This window comes from Paraoerskovia marina (genome assembly GCF_900105445.1).
GTDB classification, from domain to species: domain Bacteria; phylum Actinomycetota; class Actinomycetes; order Actinomycetales; family Cellulomonadaceae; genus Paraoerskovia; species Paraoerskovia marina.
The window spans coordinates 1,504,829-1,519,378 of record NZ_LT629776.1 but is presented as its reverse complement, the minus strand read 5'-3'; the positions used below and the strand labels follow the sequence as shown (position 1 = coordinate 1,519,378).

The 14,550-nt window shown below is 71.1% G+C and carries 15 protein-coding genes and 3 tRNA genes; 6 read left to right on the top strand and 12 right to left on the bottom strand.

The genetic code is table 11. The annotated features are described in order from the left end of the window. Nucleotides 1–53: 53 nt before the first annotated feature. Together BLU20_RS06755 and BLU20_RS06750 are read left to right on the top strand one after the other, a co-directional pair. Complete coding sequence (locus BLU20_RS06755; protein ID WP_083372045.1) at nucleotides 54–1,229, top strand: trans-sulfuration enzyme family protein; 1,176 nt, start codon at nucleotides 54–56, stop codon at nucleotides 1,227–1,229. A gap of 95 nt (nucleotides 1,230–1,324) precedes the next feature. Beyond that, nucleotides 1,325–2,002 carry an AMIN-like domain-containing (lipo)protein gene (locus BLU20_RS06750; protein ID WP_083372044.1) on the top strand — a complete coding sequence of 226 codons (678 nt, stop codon included), beginning with the start codon at nucleotides 1,325–1,327 and terminating at the stop codon, nucleotides 2,000–2,002. An 8-nt stretch (nucleotides 2,003–2,010) separates the two neighbouring features. Here the strand turns inward: BLU20_RS06750 and BLU20_RS06745 are convergent, their stop codons facing one another. The 8 genes from BLU20_RS06745 to leuC form a co-directional block, all read right to left on the bottom strand. After that, nucleotides 2,011–3,027: an NAD(P)H-dependent glycerol-3-phosphate dehydrogenase gene (locus tag BLU20_RS06745; protein ID WP_083372043.1), complete on the bottom strand. Its 1,017-nt coding sequence runs from the start codon at nucleotides 3,025–3,027 to the stop codon at nucleotides 2,011–2,013. Then, nucleotides 3,024–3,746 carry a lysophospholipid acyltransferase family protein gene (locus BLU20_RS06740; RefSeq protein WP_231959130.1) on the bottom strand — a complete coding sequence of 241 codons (723 nt, stop codon included), beginning with the start codon at nucleotides 3,744–3,746 and terminating at the stop codon, nucleotides 3,024–3,026. The genes BLU20_RS06745 and BLU20_RS06740 overlap by 4 nt, the downstream gene beginning before the upstream one ends. 11 nt (nucleotides 3,747–3,757) lie before the next feature. Next, nucleotides 3,758–5,080: a UDP-N-acetylglucosamine 1-carboxyvinyltransferase gene (gene murA / locus BLU20_RS06735; RefSeq protein ID WP_029253759.1), complete on the bottom strand. Its 1,323-nt coding sequence runs from the start codon at nucleotides 5,078–5,080 to the stop codon at nucleotides 3,758–3,760. Nucleotides 5,081–5,155: 75 nt separating this feature from the next. Continuing rightward, nucleotides 5,156–6,367, bottom strand: a complete 1,212-nt coding sequence (locus tag BLU20_RS06730) for a Dyp-type peroxidase (protein ID WP_083372042.1) — start codon at nucleotides 6,365–6,367, stop codon at nucleotides 5,156–5,158. Then, nucleotides 6,364–6,969, bottom strand: coding sequence for a copper chaperone PCu(A)C (locus BLU20_RS06725; protein ID WP_083372041.1), 606 nt, complete (start codon nucleotides 6,967–6,969; stop codon nucleotides 6,364–6,366). Before BLU20_RS06725 ends, BLU20_RS06730 begins: the two co-directional genes overlap by 4 nt. Nucleotides 6,970–7,049: 80 nt before the next feature. Then, the gene (locus BLU20_RS06720) at nucleotides 7,050–7,652 is read right to left on the bottom strand and encodes a hypothetical protein (RefSeq protein ID WP_083372040.1); all 603 of its coding nucleotides are present in this window, start codon (nucleotides 7,650–7,652) and stop codon (nucleotides 7,050–7,052) included. Between the two features lie 120 nt (nucleotides 7,653–7,772). After that, the gene (leuD, locus tag BLU20_RS06715) at nucleotides 7,773–8,408 is read right to left on the bottom strand and encodes a 3-isopropylmalate dehydratase small subunit (RefSeq protein WP_029253755.1); all 636 of its coding nucleotides are present in this window, start codon (nucleotides 8,406–8,408) and stop codon (nucleotides 7,773–7,775) included. A gap of 46 nt (nucleotides 8,409–8,454) precedes the next feature. Further along, nucleotides 8,455–9,936, bottom strand: coding sequence for a 3-isopropylmalate dehydratase large subunit (gene leuC, locus BLU20_RS06710; RefSeq protein ID WP_029253754.1), 1,482 nt, complete (start codon nucleotides 9,934–9,936; stop codon nucleotides 8,455–8,457). Nucleotides 9,937–10,067: 131 nt separating this feature from the next. On the opposite strand from leuC, the gene BLU20_RS06705 reads away from it, so the two are divergent. From BLU20_RS06705 to BLU20_RS06695, 3 genes are all read left to right on the top strand, one after another. After that, a complete protein-coding gene (locus BLU20_RS06705; RefSeq protein WP_029253753.1) occupies nucleotides 10,068–10,787 on the top strand; it encodes an IclR family transcriptional regulator in 720 nt (239 codons plus the stop codon). Nucleotides 10,788–10,872: 85 nt separating this feature from the next. Next, nucleotides 10,873–11,076 carry a hypothetical protein gene (locus tag BLU20_RS06700; RefSeq protein WP_157270358.1) on the top strand — a complete coding sequence of 68 codons (204 nt, stop codon included), beginning with the start codon at nucleotides 10,873–10,875 and terminating at the stop codon, nucleotides 11,074–11,076. Nucleotide 11,077: 1 nt separating this feature from the next. Beyond that, complete coding sequence (locus tag BLU20_RS06695; protein WP_083372039.1) at nucleotides 11,078–11,773, top strand: PH domain-containing protein; 696 nt, start codon at nucleotides 11,078–11,080, stop codon at nucleotides 11,771–11,773. Between the two features lie 211 nt (nucleotides 11,774–11,984). On the opposite strand, the gene BLU20_RS06690 is transcribed toward BLU20_RS06695, so the two are convergent. From BLU20_RS06690 to BLU20_RS06675, 4 genes are all read right to left on the bottom strand, one after another. After that, nucleotides 11,985–12,060 (bottom strand) — tRNA-Glu (locus BLU20_RS06690). Nucleotides 12,061–12,110: 50 nt separating this feature from the next. Then, nucleotides 12,111–12,183 (bottom strand) — tRNA-Glu (locus tag BLU20_RS06685). 80 nt (nucleotides 12,184–12,263) lie between these two features. Further along, nucleotides 12,264–12,335, bottom strand: a tRNA-Gln gene (locus tag BLU20_RS06680). Nucleotides 12,336–12,481: 146 nt separating this feature from the next. Beyond that, entirely contained in the window at nucleotides 12,482–13,384 is a 903-nt protein-coding gene (locus BLU20_RS06675) for a LysR family transcriptional regulator (protein WP_083372038.1), read from the bottom strand. Between the two features lie 69 nt (nucleotides 13,385–13,453). Here BLU20_RS06675 and BLU20_RS06670 point away from each other — a divergent pair, with 69 nt between their 5' ends. Beyond that, nucleotides 13,454–14,545, top strand: coding sequence for a YeiH family protein (locus BLU20_RS06670; RefSeq protein ID WP_083372037.1), 1,092 nt, complete (start codon nucleotides 13,454–13,456; stop codon nucleotides 14,543–14,545). Nucleotides 14,546–14,550 lie beyond the last annotated feature (5 nt).

Sequence of the window (14,550 nt, the reverse complement as noted above, 5' to 3'; positions counted from 1 at the left end):
CCTGCCGAGACACGAGATGTCCTCCGGCGCCTCTGCGGTCGTACCCTGGCTCCATGCCGACGCACCCCGACGAGTCCTCGTACACCGCCGCCACGGTCGCCGTCAGCGGCGGCCGACCGCCACGTGAGCAGGGCAGTCCCGTGAACCCGCCGGTCGTCCTCTCCTCGACCTACGTGTCGCACGGCGTCCCGCAGCCCGGTGAGCCGCTCTACACCCGGATGGACACCGAGACGTGGCACCCGTTCGAGGAGACGATCGCGGCGCTCGAACGCGCGAGCGAGCCGGGAGTCGTCTTCGCGTCGGGCATGGCCGCCATCGCGTCGGTCTTCTCGTTCGTCCCCGTCGGGGGTGTCGTCGTCGTCCCGCGCCACGCGTACCAGGTGACCCTCGGGTTCGCCGACGACCTCGCTGCCCGCGCCGACGTCACGGTCCGCCGGGTCGACGTCGCGGACACGGACCAGGTGGTGGCCGCCCTCGACGGTGCCGACCTCGCGATCCTCGAGTCGCCGACCAACCCGATGCTGGAGGTCGCAGACCTCCCGGCCCTGCTCGACGCGGCACGGCAGCGCGGCGTGCTGACGGCGGTCGACAACACGTTCGCGACGCCGCTCGGCCAGCAGCCGCTGACCCTCGGCGCCGACCTCGTCGTGCACTCGGTGACGAAGTACCTCGCCGGGCACTCCGACGTCGTCCTCGGCGCGGTCGTGACGGACGAGCCGGAGCTCGCCCGCCGGGTCCGTGGGTACCGGACGCTGCACGGAGCCATCCCCGGGCCGTGGGAGGTCTGGCTCGCCCTGCGCGGTGTACGCACGCTGGCGCTGCGCGTCGAGCGCTCCCAGGCGACAGCCCTGGAGCTGGCACGACGTCTCGAGAAGCACCCGGCCGTGCTCGAGGTGCGCCACCCCGGCCTCGAGTCGGACCCCGGCCATGCCCGCGCCGCGCGGGACATGCACGGGTTCGGGTCGATCATCGGCCTGCGACCCCGGGGCGGCCGGGAGGTCGCCGACGCTCTCGTCGACGCCGTACGCCTCTGGGTCCCCGCGACGAGCCTCGGCGGGGTCGAGTCATGCCTGGAGCGCAGACGTCGGTTCCCCACGGAGTCGACGACCGTGCCCGACGACCTGATCCGGATGAGCGTCGGCATCGAGGACGTCGAGGATCTCTGGGCCGACCTGCGTCGGGCCCTGGACCGGGTTCCCCTGGAGTCGTCAGACGGGGCGCCCGCCTGACTCGGCGACGAGCGACAGGCAGAACATCGAGAAGCCGGGCATGCTGGGACCCTGCCGGCAGACCGATCCCGACAAACTGCCGCGAAGGGACACCCGTGCACCACCCACGAACGGCCCGACTCGCCGCCGCCGTCGCCCTGACCGGTGCCGTGCTGGCGGCCTCGGGATGCTCCGACGACCAGGCCGCGCCCGAACCGACCGCGACGGGCACCGCCACGTCGTCGGTCGCCGAGGACACGGAGCCCGCGCCGACGACCCAGGACGCGGACGAGACCGAGCAGGACGCGCCGACGGACGACGCGACGACCGAGGACGACGACTCCGACGTCCCGTTCCCTGCGACGACGGCGGTCGACACGAGCGACGCGAGCGGTGACGCCGCCCTCACCGTGACGGACATCCGTGTCGGCGTCCACGACGGCTACGACCGCGTCGTCCTCGACCTCGGCGGGACCGGGACCCCGGGTTGGCGCGCCGAGTACGTCGACAGCGCCGTCCAGGACGGCAGCGGTGTCGAGCTCGACGTCGAGGGCGAGGCGATCCTGCAGGTCACCGTGACCGGCTCGGCCTACCCGATGGACTCCGGTCAGGAGGAGTATCCAGGCCCCGACCGGGTCGCGGCCGCCGGGACGGCCGTCCTCGAGGAGGTGCGCTACGACCACATCTTCGAGGGCCAGACGCAGGTGTTCGTCGGCGTCGACGCCGAGGTGCCGTTCCGGGTGTTCTCCCTCAAGGACCCGACCCGGGTGGTCATCGACCTGCGGGACGGCTGACCGCCCCCTCAGGCGCGGGTGTCGGTCGTCTCGTCCTTCTGCGGGCGAGAGAGCAGTGCCCGCGCCATCTCGTCGACGCCGAGTCCGTCACCGAGAACCGCTGCCACGCCCTCGACGATGGGCATCTCGATCCCTGTCTTCGTGGCGAGCTCCAGCACGGACCGGCAGGACTTCACGCCCTCCGCGGTGCCACCGGTGGCCTCGACCGCCTCCGCGAGCGTCATGCCCCGACCGATGTTCTTGCCGAGGGTGTGGTTGCGCGAGAGCGGGCTCGAGCAGGTCGCGACGAGGTCTCCCATGCCGGCGAGTCCGGCGAAGGTCCGCTCGTCGGCGCCCAGGGCCTTGCCCAGGCGGGTGATCTCCACGAGTCCGCGCGTGATGACCGTGGCGGTCGTGTTGAACCCGAAGCCACGCCCCTGGGCCATGCCGACGGCGAGCGCGATCACGTTCTTCACGGCGCCGCAGAGCTCGACACCGATGACGTCGGCGTTGGTGTACGGGCGGAAGTACGCCGTCGTGCACGCGTCCGCGACGACCCGCGCCACCGCAGGGTCCGGCGCCGCCACGACCGTGGCCGTGGGCTGGTGGTCCGCGATCTCGCGTGCCAGGTTCGGCCCGGAGACGACCGCGACGCGCTCGGCGGGGATCTGCAGGGCCTCGGCCACCACCTCGCTCATCCGCAGGTCCGTGCCGAGCTCGACGCCCTTCATCAACGACACGGCGACGGCGCCCTCGGCGACGTGCTCGGCGAGCGGCGCCAGCGTGGCGCGAGCCGACTGGGAAGGGATCGCGATGACGACGATCGAGGCGTCCGCGAGAGCCGCGACGACGTCGGTGGTCGCGTGGATCCCCTGCGGGAGATCGATACCGGGCAGTCGGCGCGTGTTCCGTCGGTCGGCGTTGATCTCGGCGACGGTGGTCTCGTCACGACCCCAGAGCCGGACGTCGCAGCCCGCGTCCGCGAGCACGGCCGCGAACGTCGTCCCCCAGCTGCCCGCACCGAGTACCGCTACCGTCGTCGTCATCTGTCCTCCGTGAAACGCGCCGCGCGCGGGTCGAATGGTTCGGGGGGCGTCTCACCGCGGATGCCTGCCTCCAGGTCGGTGATCGCCTTCATGATGCGGGCCGTGGCGTCCTTCAGGACGAGACCGTCCACCGGCCGGTCGCGCAGGTCGTCCAGGTCCACGGGCGGCCCCGCGTGGACGGAGACGTCCTTGCGCGGGAAGGGACGGAACTTCTTCGAGTACGCCGGAAGGATCTGGTGCGCGCCGAACTGCGCGACGGGAACCACGGGCGCTGCCGACATCAGCGCGAGGCGCGCCGTCCCGGTCTTGCCGACCATGGGCCACAGGTCGGGGTCACGGGTGACCGTCCCCTCGGGGAAGACCGCGACGCACCGTCCCTCCGCCAGGCGGTCGGACGCCGTCTCCAACGACTCCAACGCAGCAGAGGATCCGCGGCGGACCGGGATCATCCCGGTGTTCGTCAGGATCGTGCCCAGCACCGGCACGTCCCACAGGGAGTGCTTGGCCATGATCGCCGGGGCGCGGCCCTGGTCGTAGAGGAAGTGGGCCAGGGTGAGCGGGTCGAACTGCGTCACGTGGTTCGCGGCCACGATCACGCCGTCGGACCCGGCGAGGTGCTCCGAGCCCTGCCAGTCGCGGCGGGTCATGGACGACAGGATCGGGCGCAGGAACACCGCTGCCGCACGGTACGTGCGGTTCACGGGGCGGGCGGAAGTCACGGGCGCAGAGCCTACAGGCTGCCGCGGGAGACGTTGGCGCCGAGCGCCTCGAGCTTGTCCTGGAAGTGCTCGTACCCGCGGTCGATCAGGTCGATCCCGCGCACGGTGGAGGTACCGGTCGCCGCCAGGGCCGCGATCAGGTGCGAGAAGCCGCCCCGCAGGTCGGGAACCTCGATGTCCGCGGCGTGCAGCGGCGTCGGACCCGAGACGACGGCCGAGTGCTTGAAGTTCCGCTGCCCGAACCGGCAGGTCCCTCCGCCGAGGCACTCGCGGTACACCTGGATCGTGGCGCCCATCCCGCGCAGCGCCTCGGTGAAGCCGAACCGGTTCTCGTAGACCGTCTCGTGCACGATCGACACGCCGGTCGCCTGAGTCAGGGCGACGACGAGGGGCTGCTGCCAGTCGGTCATGAAACCCGGGTGCACCTCGGTCTCCAGCACGATCGACCGCAGCCGGCCTCCCGGGTGCCAGAACCGGATCCCGTCGTCGCGGACGTCGAACTGCCCGCCGACCTTCCGGAACACGTTGAGGAACGTCATCATCCCCGGCTGCCCGACCCCCGCGACGAACACGTCACCACCGGTGGCCAGCGCTGCCGACGCCCACGACGCCGCCTCGATCCGGTCACCCAGCGCGGTGTGGCGGTAGCCCTCGAGCCGGTCGACCCCCTCGATCCGGATGACCCGGTCGGTGTCGACGGAGATGATCGCGCCCATCTTCTGCAGCACGGCGATCAGGTCCATGATCTCGGGCTCGATCGCGGCGTTCGACAGCTCGGTCACGCCCTCGGCGCGCACGGCCGTCAGCAACAGCTGCTCGGTCGCCCCCACCGAGGGGTACGGCAGCGAGATCTTGGTGCCCCGCAACCGCTGCGGAGCGGTGATGTGGATCCCCGCCTCCCGCTTCTCCACGACCGCACCGAACTGCCGCAGGATCTCCAGGTGGTAGTCGATGGGCCGGTCGCCGATGCGACATCCGCCCAGGTCGGGGATGAACGCCTCGCCCAGACGGTGCAGCAACGGCCCGCAGAACAGGATCGGGATACGACTCGCCCCGGCGTGCGCGTCGATGTCCGCCACGTGCGCGGACTCGACGTCCGTCGGGTCCATCGACAACGTGCCGGCCTCCGAGTCCGCGTCCACCTTGACCCCGTGCAGGGACAGCAGACCGGTCACGACGGCGACGTCGCGGATGTCCGGGACGTTCCGCAGCTCGCTCGGCGACTCCCCGAGCAGCGCGGCGACCATCGCCTTCGAGACGAAGTTCTTCGCCCCCCGCACCCGGATCGACCCGTTCAGCGGTGTCCCGCCGTCTACGTACAGCACGTCGCTCATGACCTGTCCTCATCGATCGGGTGTGTGACTCGGACGATTATCCACGCCTCGAGCGCCACAGGCCTCGTACGCGGCCTACGACTCGAGGAGCCGCTGCCCGAGATACTCACCCGCCCGCGCGCCGCCGGGGACGAAGAAGACGGCCGAGCCGATCGGGGTGGTCCACTCGTTGAGCAGGTCGAGCTCGTCGAGCCGCCGTTGGATGGGTACGAACTGGGTGTCCACGTCCGCCTGGTAGGTGGCGAAGATCAGTCCGGACGACGACAGCTCGCCCGGTGCCGGGGCCTCGTCGTAGTTGTACCCCCGACGGAGGAACCGCTGTTCGGGGTGCTCGTCGTCTCGCGCCCGTCGTACGTGGGCGAACGGGGCGATGACGGTGAGACCGTTCGCGTCGACGGCGTCGAGGTCCGGGACGTCGTGCTCCTTTCTCCCGGTCAGCGGCGCTCCCGTGTCGAGGCGCCGGCCGACGGCCTTCTCACGACCGTCGCGGTCCAGCTCGTCCCAGGTGTCGAGGTTCATCGCGATCCGGCGGACGACGAGCGAGGTGCTGCCCGCGAGTGCGTCCGAGGCACCGTCCGGCTGCCACACGAGCTCGGGCTCGACGCCCAGGTCAGGGTTCCTCGTCCCGTCGACCTGACCCATGAGGTTGCGCATCGTGGTCCCCGGGGGCGTGCTCCCCGGGGTGCTCCGGAACCCGCGCTGCAACCACCGGACGGTGACGAACGTGCGTGCGTCCTTGACCAGGAGCCGCACCGCGTGGGCGACGGTGGTCTCGTCGTCGGCGCAGACCTGGAGGACGACGTCGCCGTCGTTCCAACGATCCTCGAGCCGGTCGACGGTGAACGCCGGCAGCGGGCGCAGCCAGGCGGGTGCGAGTCGCTCGAGCCCTGCGGCGCGGAAGACCGCCGGGCCGTAGCCGACCGTGACCGTGAGCCGTGCCGGGACCGCGCCGAGCTCGGGCTCGGTGTCGGCGAGCGGAGCGCGGCCCTGCGAGAGCCGCTCGATGTCGTCCGTCCAGATCCTCATGAGCCGGACGAGTGCGTCGTGGTCGACGTCCGACCTCAGGTCCAGCGCGACGAACGACGCGAAGGCCTGGGGTCGTGTCGACACACCGGCCTGGCGGATTCCGCGGAACTCCTCGGTGGCCTGCCCGACGGCGTCGGGCGCGGGCATCGGGACGGGCTCCTCGTCCCAGACGGCCCGTCCACCCAGCGCCAGGGCGGCGCCGCCGATCGCGGCGGCGCCACCCGTGAGGAAGGACCGACGGTTCAGTCCTTCCCGGCTCATGATGCGTCGGCGTCCATGTCCATGTCGCCGTGGTCCATGTCCGCGTCGTCGCCCGAGTCCTCGTCGTACGACTCGTTGGCGCCCGAGTACGACCGGGCCGGCGCGACGACGTCGAGGGTCGACCCGTCGTCGAGCGTGAGGGTGACGTTGACGTCGGCACCCGGCTCGATCGCCTCGGTGACACCCATGATCATGACGTGGTCCCCGCCCGGCTCGAGCGTGATCGAACCTCCGGCCGGGACGAGGAACCCGTCCTCGACCTCGGTCATCACCATGTCGCCGTCCTCCCCCTCGGCCATGGTGTGCAGCTCCGCGGTGGGGCTGGCGTCGGTCGTGGCAGAGACGATGCGGACGTCGGCGTCACCGTCGTTCTCGATCTCACCGAACGCTGCCGTCATGCCGGTGTCCGTGGCCTTCGTCCAGGGGTCCGTGACGGCGAGCGCGTCGGCCTCGGCGGTGGTGGCCGTCTCCGCGTCCGACGCCGCGGCGTCCGCGCCGTCGTCGGCGCAGCCGGCGAGCAGTCCGGCGGCGGCGACGAGACCGACGACGGCCAGGCTGCGGGAGGTCGTGCTGGTGCGGTTGTTCAGGGTCGTGCGAGACATAGTCGTGCTCCATGTGGTCAGAGGGGTTCCAGAAGACTCGATGCGCCCACGCTGGTGCGGGCGAGACGTGCCCGACGTGGTCAGGCGGCGTGGAGCTCTGGGGGCCCTCTGCGTTGCACGCAGCGGCGGAAGGCAGGGGTGAGCGCAGGCACCTGCGGACCGCGCGGGAGAACCGCGCGGAGTCGTGCCGGAAGAGGAGAGACCGCGGGCACCGCAGGAACGAGCGCGCTCCACCACCGTGCGGCGGCGCGGCCCGCTCTGTCGCTGGAGGTGATGAGAAGAGCGGCGACGAGCGCGGCGACCGCGTGCGTGACCGTCATGAGGGCGGACGTGGTGTGATCGTGCCCGGCGGCCGTCGCGGTCATCGTCCCGAGGTCCACCGCAGCCCCGTGGTGCGCGTGAGCAGCGCCCGTCGCGGAGCTCGTGCTCCCCGTTCCGAGGTACATGAACGCGTGGTGCAACGCGTACTGCGACGCGACCATGACCGGACCGAGAACTGCGAGACGCGGCCTCAGGCGCGCGAGCGCACTCGCGACGGCGAGGGTCAAGGACGCGAGCGCGGCCAGTGCCAGGAGCGACGGGAGAGCCCCGCCACCCATGACGTGAGCCCCGGTCCCGGCTGCCAGAACGGTCGACGAGATCGCGAGCGCGCGAGCGCCGTTCGTCGTCTGCTCGGTCAGCACGGGTGCGAGTGTACCCAGCGGACTCGACGGCCTGTCAGCACGATCAACCGGGTGGTCGTCAGAACGACGAGAGGCCCGCCCGCAGCGCGGACGGGCCTCTCGTGCCGGGACCGGCGTCGATCAGGCGGGGCGAGCCGCCTCGATCTCGACGGGCGGGAGGTGCTTGGCGGGAAGCGTCTTCGGGCGCCACGACGCGCGCGTGGCCTCGAACGTGGTGATCTCCTCCTCGTGCTGGAGGGTCAGGCCGATGTCGTCGAGGCCCTCCATCAGACGCCAGCGGGTGTAGTCGTCGACCTCGAAGCGCACGACAACGTCGTCGGCCGCGACGGTCCGCTCGACGAGGTTCACGGTGAGCTCGGTGCCCGGGTTCGTCTCCAGGATCTTCCAGAGGAGCTCGACGTCCTCCTGGGCGACGATACCGGCGAGCAGACCCTGCTTACCGGAATTGCCGCGGAAGATGTCCGCGAAGCGCGAGGCGAGGACGACCTTGAACCCGTAGTCCTTGAGCGCCCAGACCGCATGCTCGCGGGACGAGCCGGTCCCGAAGTCGGGGCCCGCGACGAGGACCGATCCGCTCGAGTAGGCGGGCTGGTTGAGCACGAACGACTCGTCACCGCGCCAGGCGGCGAAGAGCGCGTCCTCGAACCCGGTGCGGGTCACGCGCTTGAGGTAGACGGCCGGGATGATCTGGTCGGTGTCGACGTTGGTCCGACGCAGCGGGACGCCGACACCGGTGTGGGTGGTGAACTTCTCCATGAGGTGCTCCTGAACGTGAGAGGGGTGCTCGATCGGCGGCGTGGACTCAGACCTGCAGCGGGACGCGCGGGTCGAGCGGGGCCAGCGGCGTGCCGTCGAAGGTCGTGATGTCGACGTCGTCGCCCAGGTCGAGGTCCTCGAGCGAGGAGAGCGTGCCCCGGATCGCCGTCGCGGCCGCGACGAGAGGTGAGACGAGGTGGGTCCGCCCGCCCTTGCCCTGACGCCCCTCGAAGTTGCGGTTCGACGTCGAGGCGGACCGTTCGCCGGGCGCCAGCTGGTCGGGGTTCATGCCCAGGCACATCGAGCAGCCCGCGTTGCGCCACTCCGCACCGAAGTCGACGAAGATCTGGTCCAGCCCCTCGGCCTCGGCCTGCAGCCGGACGCGTGCGGAGGCCGGGACCACGAGCACGCGCAGCGTCTCCGCCTTGCGCCGCCCCTGCAGGACCTTGGCGACCGAGCGCAGGTCCTCGATCCGACCGTTGGTGCACGAGCCGATGAAGACCGTGTCGATCGCGATCTCGCGCAGCGGCTGACCGGCGGTCAGCCCCATGTACTCGATGGCGTGCTCGGCGGTGACCCGCTCGCCCTCGTCCGCGATCTCGGCCGGGACGGGGACGTTCGCAGAGAGCGGCAGCCCCTGGCCGGGGTTCGTGCCCCACGTGACGAACGGCTCGAGGTCGGACGCCGAGAGGTGGACCTCGGTGTCGAAGACCGCGTCGTCGTCCGTCCGCAACGTCTTCCAGTACTCCAGCGCCGCGTCCCAGTCCGCGCCCTCCGGGGCATGCGGGCGGCCCTTCAGGTACTCGAAGGTCGTCTCGTCCGGCGCGATCAGACCGGCGCGGGCACCGGCCTCGATCGACATGTTGCAGATGGTCATGCGGGCTTCCATCGACAGCTTGCGGATCGCCTCGCCGCGGTACTCGAGGACGTATCCCTGCCCGCCGCCGGTGCCGATCTTGGCGATGATCGCCAGGATGATGTCCTTGCTCGTCGCGCCCGGGGGCAGCGCGCCGTCGACGTTGATCGCCATGGTCTTGAACGGGGCCAGCGGGAGCGTCTGCGTGGCCATGACGTGCTCGACCTCGGACGTGCCGATCCCGAAGGCGAGCGCACCGAACGCGCCGTGGGTCGACGTGTGAGAGTCGCCGCACACGACCGTCAGGCCAGGCTGGGTCAGGCCGAGCTGCGGACCGACCTGGTGGACGATGCCCTGGTCGGCGTCGCCGAGCGAGTGGATCCGCACGCCGAACTCGCGCGCGTTGTTGCGGAGGGTGTCGATCTGCGTGCGGCTGGTGAGGTCGGCGATCGGCAGGTCGATGTCGAGCGTCGGGGTGTTGTGGTCCTCCGTCGCGATCGTGAGGTCCGGACGACGGAGCCCACGCCCGGCCAGACGCAGTCCCTCGAAGGCCTGCGGGCTCGTCACCTCGTGCAGCAGGTGCAGATCGATGTACAGCAGGTCTGGTGCTCCGTCGCTCCCGCGACGCACGAGGTGTGCGTCCCAGACCTTCTCCGCCAGCGTCCCGGCCATGGTGTTCCTCTCCTACCTGCGTGGCTGCCGGGCCCGCGAGATACTTGCTGTGCGCGGCCCGACACGGTGGTCACGTCGACTCGCCGGAAGCCCGGCTAGCATCTCACGAGGCGAGACGCTAATATCGACCTATGGACAATACTAGCGGAGTCGGCGTCCTGGACAAGGCAGCGTCCGTGTTGGGCGCCCTGGAGTCCGGACCCGCGACCCTCGCGCAGCTGGTCACATCGACCGGGCTTGCCCGGCCGACCGCCCATCGACTGGCCGTCGCACTCGAGCACCACCGGCTCGTCGCGCGTGACATGCAGGGACGCTTCGTCCTCGGGCCACGCCTGAACGAGCTCGCCACCGCAGCCGGCGAGGACCGCCTGCTGGCCGCCGCGAACCCGGTGCTGACGGCACTGCGGGACCACACCGGCGAGAGCGCACAGCTGTACCGACGGCAGGGCGACCACCGCATCTGCGTGGCCGCGGCCGAACGCCCCATCGGGCTCCGCGACTCGATCCCGGTCGGCGCGACGCTCACGATGCACGCCGGCTCCGCGGCCCAGGTGCTCCTCGCCTGGGAGGAGCCGGACCGCCTGCACCGCGGGCTCCGCGAGGCCCGCTTCACGGCGACCATCCTCTCCGGCGTCCGACGTCGCGGCTGGGCGCAGTCCGTCAGCGAGCGTGAGGTCGGGGTCGCCTCGGTCTCGGCCCCGGTGCGCGGCCCGTCCGGTCGTGTCGTGGCCGCCGTCTCGATCTCCGGACCGGTGGAACGGCTGTCGCGCCAGCCAGGTCGCCTGCACTCGGGCTCGGTCGTCGCAGCGGCGAACCGCCTGACGGAGGTTCTGCGCCGCTCCGGCGAGTAAGGGCGCCGCCTCGCGACACGCCCAGGACAGCACGATGCCTGGTTCGCCCGAATGGCTACACTGCCGATGACTGGTGCCGTTCGTGGTGCCCTCTGCCCATTCGACCGAGGAGCTCATCCGTATGCCGCACAAGGTCAAGCTGCTCGTGGTCTGGCTCATCGTCGGTTTCGTGATCTACGCGATCGTCACGAGCCCGGACCAGGCCGCCGGCGTCCTGCGCGGCGTGTGGAACGTCATCGCCCAGGGCTTCGCCAGCCTCGGCACGTTCTTCTCGACGCTGCTGGCATGACATGAGGCCCGAGGACGTCCCCGCGTCGGTCAGGCCGTACGTCCTGCGCGACGAGCGTGTCGTCATCGCCGCGCGCCGACACTGGGCGTCGGTGGCCGGGCCCGTCGGCCTGGCGGTCGTCGCACTCCCTGTCGCCGCGATGCTCGTCGCCTGGCTCGAGCCGACCGTCGGTCCGCTCGCCCAAGGGCTCTGGGTCCTGTGGCTCCTCGCCGCGGCGCGCGCCGCCTGGCGGTGCCTCGAGTGGCGCGCCGACATCTTCGTCGCGACCGACAAGCGCGTCCTGCTCGTCTACGGGCTCATCATCCGCAAGGTCGCCATGATGCCGATGCGCAAGGTCACGGACATGAACTACTCACGCTCCGTCCCCGGGCGGGTGCTCGGGTACGGGACGTTTCTCATGGAGTCGGCCGGCCAGGAGCAGGCGCTCCGCAAGGTCGAATGGGTGGCCGACCCCGACGCCACCTACCAGAAGCTCTGCGACACGCTCTTCGGTAACGGCGGCCCGGGAACGAAGGTTCCCGAAGAGGACCAGCTCCCGTCGGACGCAGTCGCAGGCGACGGCCCCGCGTCCGGGGACGCCGCACCCCCGCCCCCGCCGCCGCCCTCGCGCTGGGACAGCTACTCCGGCGCGGCCACGCAGCCCTTGCAGACGAGCGTCCCGGGCGAGCAGCCCCCGTCGTACCCGCCGGGGCCCTGAGTCGCCCGAGCCCGTCGAGATACGGACGCCCGTCGAGGCACAGGCGCCCGTCGAGGTGCAGACGCCCGTCGAGCCTGTCGAGACGCGGCACCAGGTCTCGACAGGCTCGACCAGCGTGGGGCAGCTCGACCAGCATTCTTGAGGAGCTCGACCAGTACCCTTGGGCGCAACGAAGAAGAGCCCGACCGGCGCCTGCCGGTCGGGCTCTTGTTGGTACCCCCAACGGGATTTGAACCCGTGTTACCGCCGTGAGAGGGCGGCGTCCTAGGCCGCTAGACGATGGGGGCCAGAACTTCCCGGACGAACCGGGAGACGCACCACCGAGGTGGTGCGGTCGTACCCCCAACGGGATTTGAACCCGTGTTACCGCCGTGAGAGGGCGGCGTCCTAGGCCGCTAGACGATGGGGGCCTAATGGTTCGACGTCCGAGGACGTCGCGCCGGAGAGAACTCTAACCCATCCACCGCGGTGGATGCGCCAGCGCTCTACGCTGGGGTACCAGGACTCGAACCTAGACTAACTGGACCAGAACCAGTCGTGCTGCCGATTACACCATACCCCAATGGTCCGACTAGCCCGATATGCCCAATCCTCCAGGCACCCTCGGGCGGTCTCACCGAGCGTGAACATTACCGGAGTCGGGACCCGCAACCAAATGCACGCCTCCCCCTGTGAGCAGCGACACCACGAATCGCGGACGGGTCGTTCTCAGGCGGCGGCCACGGCGGCGATCCGGCGCGTCGGACCGCTGAGCTCCACCCCGTCCTTCCAGACGACGCGAAGCCTCCGGCCGAGGTCGAGGGCCGGGACCGGGACGCGTACGAGGGCGCCGCGGGTCAGGTCGTCGGCCACCGTCAGCGACGAGAGAACCGCCACCGAGCCCCCGTGCCGCACCGCCGTGGCGAGCGCCGCGGTCGACCCGAGCGACGGCAGCCGGCTCGGCAGCTCCTCCCCCACGGCCTGGAGCGCGCGCTCGAGGATCTGACGACTGCCGGAGCCCTCCTCGCGGACGACCAGCCCGCCCGAGATCAGCTCGGTCGGGGTGATCGAGCGACGTCGCTCCCACGGGTGGCCGGGAGCGACGACGGCGACGAGCTCGTCCTGGGCGACCACCCGGCTGCGCAGGCCGCGCCGCACCGTCGCACTCTCGACGAAGCCGATCTCGGCGTCTTCCGCCAGCACCATCTCCATCACGCGACGTGAGTTGCGGACGACGAGCTCCACCTCGGGTCCGTCCGTGTCGACCGCGAGGGTCGCGAGCCACCGCGGCGCCAGGTACTCGGCGATCGTGAGGCTGGCCGCGATCGTCACGCGCGCCTTCGGTGCGGCACGGAGCGCTGCGACACCGGTCTCAAAACGGTCGGAGGCCGCGATGACCTCCCGGGCCCACGCCGCCGTCGCGTGTCCGGTCTCGGTCAGCCGCGCGCCCCGGGTGGTACGGAGGATCAGCTCGAGACCGAGCGTCCGCTCCAGACGGCGCAGCCCGGCGGACGCCGTCGGCTGACTGACACCGAGCGCCCGGGCCGCGGCACTGATCGACCCGTGCGAGTCCATCTCGACGAGGAGCTCGAGCGTTCCCAGCGAGACCCTCTCGCCCCGAGTGCTTGCCATAGAGCTAGGCTATACCTCGGTAGGAACCTGGGCCTTCCGGACGACCGCCGCCTCACACAGGCTGGGATCATGGCTCAGACGACCCGCCCCGGCCCCGCACACCTGGACGCCGCCCCCCGCACACCGTCCCGCACCCTCGGGATCCTTGCCGTCGCCGTCGCCTCGCTCGCGGTGATCTCTGTCGCACGGTTCGCCCCCACGGTCTCCCCCATGGTGATCGCGCTCGCCGTCGGGGCGATCGTCGGCTCGGCGCTCGGCGCCCGCTCCAACCCGTCCGGTCGCCGCGGGGAGATCATCGGCTCGACCCGGCCCGGCACCGACTGGGTCGCCACCAAGGTGCTGCGTCTCGCGGTGATCCTCCTCGGCATCCAGCTCTCGATCCCCGACCTGCTCGCCCTGGGCTGGGAGGGGCTGGCCATCGTGCTGGTGACCGTCACGGTCACCTTCACCGCGACACTGGCGATCGCCCGACTCCTCAAGCTCCCGCGGGTCACGGGACTGCTCGTGGCCACCGGGTTCTCGATCTGCGGCGCGGCGGCCGCCTCCGCGATGAAGGGGGTCGTGGACGACGCCTCGTCGCCGGAGCAGGCCGAGGAGAACGACGACGCGATGGCCGGAGCCCTCGCGCTCGTGACGATCTACGGCTCGCTCGCGATCGTGGTGCTCCCCTGGCTCGCCGACCTGATGTCCCTGAACGACCACATGGCCGGCCTCTGGATCGGCGTCAGCACCCAGGAGGTCGCCCAGGTCGTCGCGGCGGCAGGAACCATCTCGACCACCGCTCTCGCGACGGCGACCGTCGCCAAGCTGGCCCGAGTCGCCCTCCTCGCCCCCCTCGTCACCGGCGCCGGGATCGTCGCGGCGCGCCGTCACCCGGGCACGGACACGACCGGCTCGAGGCGTCGCGTCCCGATCCCCGGGTTCGTGATCGGGTTCGTGATCGCGGTGCTGATCCGGAGCACGGGAATCCTCCCCGACTCGTGGATCACGGTCATCGTGACCACGACGAACGTGCTGTTCGTCGCCTCGATGTTCGCGATGGGGCTCAACGTCGACCTGCCGCATCTGCTCCGGACGGGCCGCAAGGTCCTCCTGCTGGGGTTCCTGTCGGCCTGCGTCGTCACCGTCACCGGGCTTCTCGCCGTCCTGCTCCTCGCCTAGCCCGG

What these genes read in the sequence shown, in the direction of transcription:
- BLU20_RS06755 (WP_083372045.1), top strand. Translation starts at nt 54, where the DNA reads ATGCCGACGCACCCCGACGAGTCCTCGTACACCGCCGCCACGGTCGCC.
- BLU20_RS06745 (WP_083372043.1), bottom strand. Translation starts at nt 3,027, where the DNA reads ATGACGACGACGGTAGCGGTACTCGGTGCGGGCAGCTGGGGGACGACG.
- murA (WP_029253759.1), bottom strand. Translation starts at nt 5,080, where the DNA reads ATGAGCGACGTGCTGTACGTAGACGGCGGGACACCGCTGAACGGGTCG.
- BLU20_RS06730 (WP_083372042.1), bottom strand. Translation starts at nt 6,367, where the DNA reads ATGAGCCGGGAAGGACTGAACCGTCGGTCCTTCCTCACGGGTGGCGCC.
- BLU20_RS06725 (WP_083372041.1), bottom strand. Translation starts at nt 6,969, where the DNA reads ATGTCTCGCACGACCCTGAACAACCGCACCAGCACGACCTCCCGCAGC.
- leuD (WP_029253755.1), bottom strand. Translation starts at nt 8,408, where the DNA reads ATGGAGAAGTTCACCACCCACACCGGTGTCGGCGTCCCGCTGCGTCGG.
- leuC (WP_029253754.1), bottom strand. Translation starts at nt 9,936, where the DNA reads ATGGCCGGGACGCTGGCGGAGAAGGTCTGGGACGCACACCTCGTGCGT.
- BLU20_RS06705 (WP_029253753.1), top strand. Translation starts at nt 10,068, where the DNA reads ATGGACAATACTAGCGGAGTCGGCGTCCTGGACAAGGCAGCGTCCGTG.
- BLU20_RS06695 (WP_083372039.1), top strand. Translation starts at nt 11,078, where the DNA reads ATGAGGCCCGAGGACGTCCCCGCGTCGGTCAGGCCGTACGTCCTGCGC.
- BLU20_RS06675 (WP_083372038.1), bottom strand. Translation starts at nt 13,384, where the DNA reads ATGGCAAGCACTCGGGGCGAGAGGGTCTCGCTGGGAACGCTCGAGCTC.
- BLU20_RS06670 (WP_083372037.1), top strand. Translation starts at nt 13,454, where the DNA reads ATGGCTCAGACGACCCGCCCCGGCCCCGCACACCTGGACGCCGCCCCC.